Raw genomic sequence first — 6651 nt, 5'->3', positions numbered from 1 at the left:
CGGTCCGGCTGGCCCGCGGCGCGCCCGCCGCGGCGGCCGCGCGGGCCCGCTCGCGGTACGGGTTCGGCGCGGTGGGGCTGTTCACCGGGGCGATCGGCTTGCCGGACGGCGTCTTCGCACCGGTGACGGCCCGCACGTGCTCGTCGCCCACGCTGACCGTGGCCGCCTCGGAGCGGACGCCCGCCTCGCGGAGCAGGACGTGCATGTCGTGTGCGTCGGCCGGCGTGGTCAGCGCGACGACGACGCCGTCGTTGCCGGCGCGGGCCGTACGACCCGAACGGTGGACGTAGTCCTTCGCGGTGGTCGGCGGGTCCACGTGGACGACGAGGGAGACGTCGTCGACGTGGATGCCGCGCGCCGCGACGTCGGTGGCGATGAGCAGCGGCACGGAACCGTCCTTGAACGCGTCGAGCGCCCGGGTGCGCTGCGGCTGCGAGCGGCCGCCGTGCAGGACACCGGCGGGAACCCCGACGCGGCCGAGCTTCTTGGCCAGGCGGTCGGCGCCGTGCTTGGTGCGCACGAACATGATCGTGCGGCCCTCGCGGGCGCCGATACTGGCGGCGAGGTCCGGCTTCTCCTCGTGCGTGGTGCGCCACACGTGGTGCGACATGGTCGTGACGCCCTGGGTCGTCGCGGCCAGCGCGAACGCCGCCGGGTCGTGCAGGTACCGGTCGACCAGCACGGCGACATCGCCGTCGAGCGTTGCAGAGAACAACAGTCGCTGACCGTCGGCGGGAGTCTGGTCGAGGATGCGCTTCACGACCGGCAGGAAGCCGAGGTCGGCCATGTGGTCGGCCTCGTCGATGACGACGACCTCGACCCCGCCGAGGTCGGCGGCGCGCTGGCTGATGAGGTCCTCGAGGCGGCCGGGCGTGGCGACGAGCACGTCGACACCGGCGCGCAGCGCCTGGATCTGCTTGCCCATCGGCAGGCCACCGGCGACCAGCTTGACCCGCAGGTCGAGGGAGTCGGCGACGGGCGAGAGCGAGTCGGTGACCTGCATCGCGAGTTCGCGGGTGGGGACGAGCACCAGGCCGCGCGGGCGCAGCGTCGTGCGGCGGCCGCCGTGCAGGCGGGCCAGCATCGGCAGGCCGAAGGCGAGGGTCTTGCCGGCGCCGGTGGCGGCGCGGCCGATCACGTCACGACCCGCGAGGGCCGCCGGGATCGTTGCAGCCTGCACCGGGAAGGGCGTGTCGATGCCACGACGCTGCAGGGCGGTGGCGACAGGAGCGGGGAGACCCAGCTCACCGAACGACGGCAGGTTCTCCGTGGCGATCGGGGTGATCTCGAGGTCGTCGAGCGGCGAGCGCTTCGCGGGGCGCTGTGGCTGCGAACCACCGCGACCGCGGCCGCGGGACGGGTTCTGCTGGTTCTGGCCGCCGTGGTTCTGGCTGCTACGGGCAGGACGACGGGCACGCGTGGGCGTGGACATACAGATGTGTTCCTCCGGGATGTGGCACACGATCCCGGAAGGGCGTCAGTGGATCCGACGCGGAGAACTCTCGAGTGCATGCCCGGCACGCTCGTACGACGGCGCGCCTGATGGTCTTGCTGGACCCAACTGTACGGGAGGCCTCGGTGTTCCCCGGTCAGCGCGGGTCGCACGGCGTGGGGAGCGGGGTGGGGGCGCCGTACGCCGCGGCTTCCCGGTTCCCGCCGCGGTCATCGGGCGGCGGTGACCGCCGCGAGGTGCAGGGCCCCGGTGAGCTCCGCGCGGGTGCCCAGGGCAGCGGGGAGGACGACGAGGGCGTCGGCGGTGGCGGGCTGGGCGTGCAGCCGGATCGCCGCCTGCACCCCCTCGACGAGCGGACCGTCCGCACTCCCGAGCTCGCCGCCGATGACGATCGCGGTCGGGTTCAGCAGGTTCACGAGGTCGGCCAGGGCCTCGCCCAGGGTGCGGCCGGCGGTGTGGAGGATGCGCGCGGCGATCGGGTCGCCGTCGAGGCCGGAGAGGCCGACGGTGTCGGGGTCGACCCCCGGCCGCGTGTGGGCGATCTGCGCCCGCACGCTGGGCACCGACACCACCGCCTCGAGACAGCCGCGGTTGCCGCACCGGCACAGCTCGCTGTGACCGGGCAGCAGGGTGTGCCCGATCTCGCCGGCGAGCCCTGTTCCGCCGCGGTACGGCTGGCCGCCGATGACGACGCCCGCGCCGATGCCGTGCGACGCCTTGACGTAGAGGAAGTCGTCGTAGCCGCGCCCGGCGCCCTGCAGCAGCTCGCCGTAGGCGCCGAGCAGGGCGTCGTTCTCGGCGTGCACCGGGATGCCGACGCGCGCCTGCAGTTCCGCGGCCGGTGCCCGGCCGACCCACCCGGACAGGATGGTGGGGGAGCAGACGCGGCCGTCGGCGAGACCGAGCGGGCCGGGGATCCCGGCGACGACCGCGGCGAGGTCCTCGACGTCGTGCTCCCGGCGGAGTCGCTCGAGCATCCCGCTCGCGACGTCCAGGGCCTGGTCGGCCTGCAGGTCGACGTCGAGCGTGACCGACTCGACGGCGACGGGCTGCCCGAACGCGTCGCCGAGCGCGACGTTGACGTGGTGGTGCCCGAAGTCGACCCCCGCGACGGCCGCGCCGGTGGCGACGGCCCGCACGGCGGTGGCCGGGCGTCCCCGCCCCGAACCCGGTGCCCGGACGTCGTCGACCTCGACGATCCGGCCCTCGCGGAACAGCTGCTCGAGCGACTGGTTCACGGTCGAGCGCGGGATGCCGGTGAGCTCCGCGAGGCCCGGCCGGGTGACCTGACCGCGTTCCCGGATGAGGTCGAACAGCTGGTCGCGGGTGGTGCGGCGGCGGGGCGGGTCCTGCCGCGAGGTCATGGGGCCGCACTGTAGCCATCGCCGTGACGCCGAGCGAGTTTAGCCGTAAACCGACCGATCACAGCCTCGAACGCGGCGCTTTCAAACCATTGACAGCGGATTGCGCGCACCTCTAGCGTCCGCCGCAGCGTGGAACCCACCCGCGCCTCTCCACCCCTCACAGAAGAGGACCCGCATGCCCCCTCGTCCCTCCGCACCTCCCTCGCGGCGCCCGCGACGCGCCGCCGGGCGGGCCGCGCTGCCGCTCGCCGTGGCCGCGGCCGTCGCGCTGTCCTCCACCGTCGTGGCCCACGCGGGCACGACCAGCCCGGACCCCACCCCCCTCGAGACCGCCAACGCCGCGCTCTCCCGTTCGGCCGCCACGCAGGGCATGGTTCTGCTGGAGAACCGCAACAACGCGCTGCCGATGCCGGCGTCGGGCAACGTCGCCGTGTTCGGCGTCGGGGCGTACGAGACCGTCAAGGGCGGCACCGGCTCCGGCAACGTCAACAACCGCTACACGATCGGGGTCCGGCAGGGCCTGGAGAACGCGGGCTACGAGGTCACGACCAAGCCCGCGTACTGGAACGCGATGGTGAAGGCCTACGACACCAAGTACGGCGACGCAGGCAACAGCCCGTTCGGCGCGACCGTCGACTACGCGTCGGTGGAGCAGCCGCTCACCGCGACGTCGGTGCTGCCGACCAAGACCACCGACACCGCGGTCTACGTCCTCGCGCGGAACTCCGGTGAGGGATCCGACCGCACCTCGGCCCCCGGCGACTACGCACTCGCCCCGGTCGAGGCCGCGGACCTCGCGGCGATCGGCCACGCCTACAAGCGGGTCATCGTCGTGCTCAACACCGGCGGCATCGTCGACACCTCGTTCTTCCGCACGATCAACGCCCGCACGACCGACCCCGGGCAGGGGCAGGCGCTCGACGCCATGCTGCTCATGAGCCAGGCGGGCCAGGAATCCGGCAACGCCGTGACCGACGTCCTCTCGGGCAAGGTCACGCCCTCGGGCCGGCTCACCGACACGTGGGCGTCGCGCTACAGCGACTACCCGGCGGCGGCGACGTTCGGTGGCAACGACGGCAACACCGACACCGAGTCCTACGACGAGGGCATCTACGTCGGCTACCGGTACTTCGACTCGTTCTACGAGAAGATCAAGCCGAACAACCCCGCGAGTGTGGTCACCTACCCGTTCGGTTACGGGCTGAGCTACACCGGCTTCGCCGTCACGACACTCGGCGTCAGCGCGAACCCGAGCACGGTCACCGTGCAGGCCCGGGTGACGAACACCGGCCGTACCTACACCGGCAAGGACGTCGTCCAGGTCTACTTCTCGGCGCCGACCGGCAAGCTCGACAAGCCGTACCAGCAGCTCGCGGGCTACGCCAAGACCGGCGACCTCGCGCCCGGCGCCTCGCAGACGGTGACCGTGCGGTTCCGCACCACCGACATGGCGTCCTACGACACCGGGCGGGCGGCGTACGTCATGGAGGCCGGCAACTACGTCATCCGTGTCGGGGAGTCCTCCCGCGCCACCCACATCGCCGCGAAGCTGCGGCTCGCGTCGACGGTGACGACCGAGCAGGTCGCCAACGAGATGGACGACGCCCGTCCCACCACGCAACTCACCAGCAGCCCGGCGAACTTCTACAGCTACCCCGCGCAGGCGGGCGAGCTCGCGGCGGCGCCGCAGTACACCTTGCCGGTCAGCGGGTTCGTCACCCGGGACGACGCCTCCGAGTACGAGCAGGACATCCCGGTGAACCCGGCCTCGCCGTACCACGCGATCGACGGCAACGAGATCTCCTCGACCACGGCGTACGTGCCGAACGGTCAGACGGACTGGGAACGCACCGGTGCGCCGTACCAGGCCAAGCAGGGGGAGACGGTCTCGAAGGTCCGGACCGTTCCGGGCGCGACGCTCTACGACGTCGCCAAGGGCTCGCTCACGATGCGCCAGTTCGTGGCGTCGCTGTCGGTCGACCAGCTCGCGAACATCGTCGAGGGTTCGGGCGCCGGCGGCTCGGTGCCGCAGGCGGCCGGTGCCGCCGGCTACACCACCGCGAAGTACGAGAACCTCGGCATCCCCGGGATGGTGCTGTCCGACGGCCCCGCCGGTCTGCGTCTGACCCAGCAGGTCGCGGGCGACCCGACGACCTACCAGTACGCGACCGCGTGGCCGATCGGCACGCTGCTCGCGCAGACCTGGGACCGCGGTCTGGTGCAGCGCGTCGGCACCGCGATCGGCAAGGAGATGCGCTCGTTCGGGGTGACCATGTGGCTCGCTCCCGGCATGAACATCCACCGGGACCCGCTCAACGGTCGCAACTTCGAGTACTTCTCGGAGGACCCGCTGGTCTCGGGCGACACGGCCTCGTCCGAGACGCTCGGCGTGCAGAGCAACCCGGGTGTGGGCGTCACCGTCAAGCACTTCGTCGCCAACAACCAGGAGGCGAACCGCAACGCGGTCGACGAGACCATCGGTGAGCGGGCGCTGCGCGAGATCTACCTGCGCGGCTTCCAGATCGCGGTCGAGTCGGCGCAGCCCATGGCCGTCATGAGCTCGTACAACCAGGTGAACGGAACGTTCACCTCGGCCGACTACGACCTGCTCACCGACCTGCTGCGTGGCGAGTGGGGCTTCAAGGGCCTGGTCATGTCCGACTGGGGCGGCTCGCACAACCCCGTCGCGACGATGTACGCGGGCAACGACCTGATCGAGCCCGGCGGCAACCCCACCGAGATCTCGATCAACACCTCGCGCACCACGCCGACGCTCGACGTCACCGGCCTGCCGGTGTTGGCGGAGACGAGCATCCCGGCGTTCCAGTACCACACCTACAACCTCGCCACCGGCGGGTTGTCGCTGAGCCCGACCGGCGCCGAGAAGATCATCACGAAGGTCGACTCCGGCACGGACCTCTCCGACGTGCTGTCGACCATCACCACGCTCGACGCGCAGTTCCACCCGACGACGGTGCACCGCGGCCCGTACGCCACGGTCGCCGACGCCTACGCGGACCTGGTGTCGATCCTCGCGAGCGACGCGTTGTCGGACACCCAGCGGTCGGCCGTCAGGGTCAAGCCGACCTACCAGGTGCCGGGCGACGCGAGCAGCACGGTGGTCGCGTACACGGTCACCGTCCGCGGTGACTACGCGACGCTGCGCCTGGGCGACCTGCAGCGCAGTGTCACCCGCATCCTCACCGTGGCCACGAAGTCCGCGCCGTTCGCGGCGCTGGCGAAGCTGCAGGGCGTCACGGGGATCAGGGTCGGCCCGTACTCCGGCTGACCTCCTGCACGACCCTCCCGTACGACACGGCGCCCCCGGCTCATCCGAGCCGGGGGCGCCGTCGTGTCCGGACGCGACGCCGGGTCCGGACGGGCACGGGTCAGCGCGTGAGCGGCCCCTGCAGGACGCTCTGCTGGTGCGAGGGGTCGCCGTCGAAACGCTGGGCGGACACGTCGACCACCGGGTAGTCGCGGATGTCCATGCCACCGGGGAGCGTGAAGGTGCCGCTGCCGTCGTTGCCCAATGCACCGATCGCGACCATCACGCCGCTCGAGGGCTGGTACATCCACACCTCGTAGTAGCCGGAGTTGATCGGCAGCTGCTCGGTGGTGACCCGCAGGGCGGGTCCGTCCGCCGCGCAGACCACCTCGGCCCGGCCGCCGGCGTCGGCCGACCCGCCACCGACCGAGGCCAGTTGCGCGGTCGCGGTCGGGCAGCCGCCGGTCGAGGTGTCGTCACGGCCGACGACGTACCCACCCGCGCCCGCGCCGACGACCAGGACGGCCGCGGCGGCGGCGAGCCAGCCCCGCGCGCGACGTCGTCGC

General features: G+C 72.2%; 4 protein-coding genes. 1 reads left to right on the top strand and 3 read right to left on the bottom strand.

All coding sequences use genetic code 11. The features are described 5' to 3' along the window. Positions 1-1432, bottom strand: a 1432-nt coding sequence (locus tag ACXR2U_RS23705; protein ID WP_458827562.1) for a DEAD/DEAH box helicase, incomplete at its 3' end; no start/stop codon positions are given. 230 nt (positions 1433-1662) lie between these two features. Further along, positions 1663-2817 (bottom strand): ROK family protein, encoded by a 1155-nt coding sequence (locus ACXR2U_RS23700; protein WP_458827561.1) that lies wholly within the window; start codon positions 2815-2817, stop codon positions 1663-1665. Positions 2818-2992: 175 nt separating this feature from the next. Between ACXR2U_RS23700 and ACXR2U_RS23695 the strand changes: the two genes are divergently transcribed. Next, positions 2993-6106: a glycoside hydrolase family 3 protein gene (locus ACXR2U_RS23695; protein WP_458827560.1), complete on the top strand. Its 3114-nt coding sequence runs from the start codon at positions 2993-2995 to the stop codon at positions 6104-6106. Between the two features lie 100 nt (positions 6107-6206). Here ACXR2U_RS23695 and ACXR2U_RS23690 read toward each other — a convergent pair. Then, a partial coding sequence (locus ACXR2U_RS23690) for an anti-sigma factor domain-containing protein (protein WP_458827559.1) occupies positions 6207-6651 on the bottom strand: 445 nt, incomplete at its 5' end.

It is taken from the genome of Jatrophihabitans sp. YIM 134969, assembly GCF_054456675.1.
Note: the sequence above shows the minus strand (reverse complement) of the source record. Positions and strands in the feature narration are given on the sequence as shown.

What these genes read in the sequence shown, in the direction of transcription:
- ACXR2U_RS23700 (WP_458827561.1), bottom strand. Translation starts at nt 2,817, where the DNA reads ATGACCTCGCGGCAGGACCCGCCCCGCCGCCGCACCACCCGCGACCAG.
- ACXR2U_RS23695 (WP_458827560.1), top strand. Translation starts at nt 2,993, where the DNA reads ATGCCCCCTCGTCCCTCCGCACCTCCCTCGCGGCGCCCGCGACGCGCC.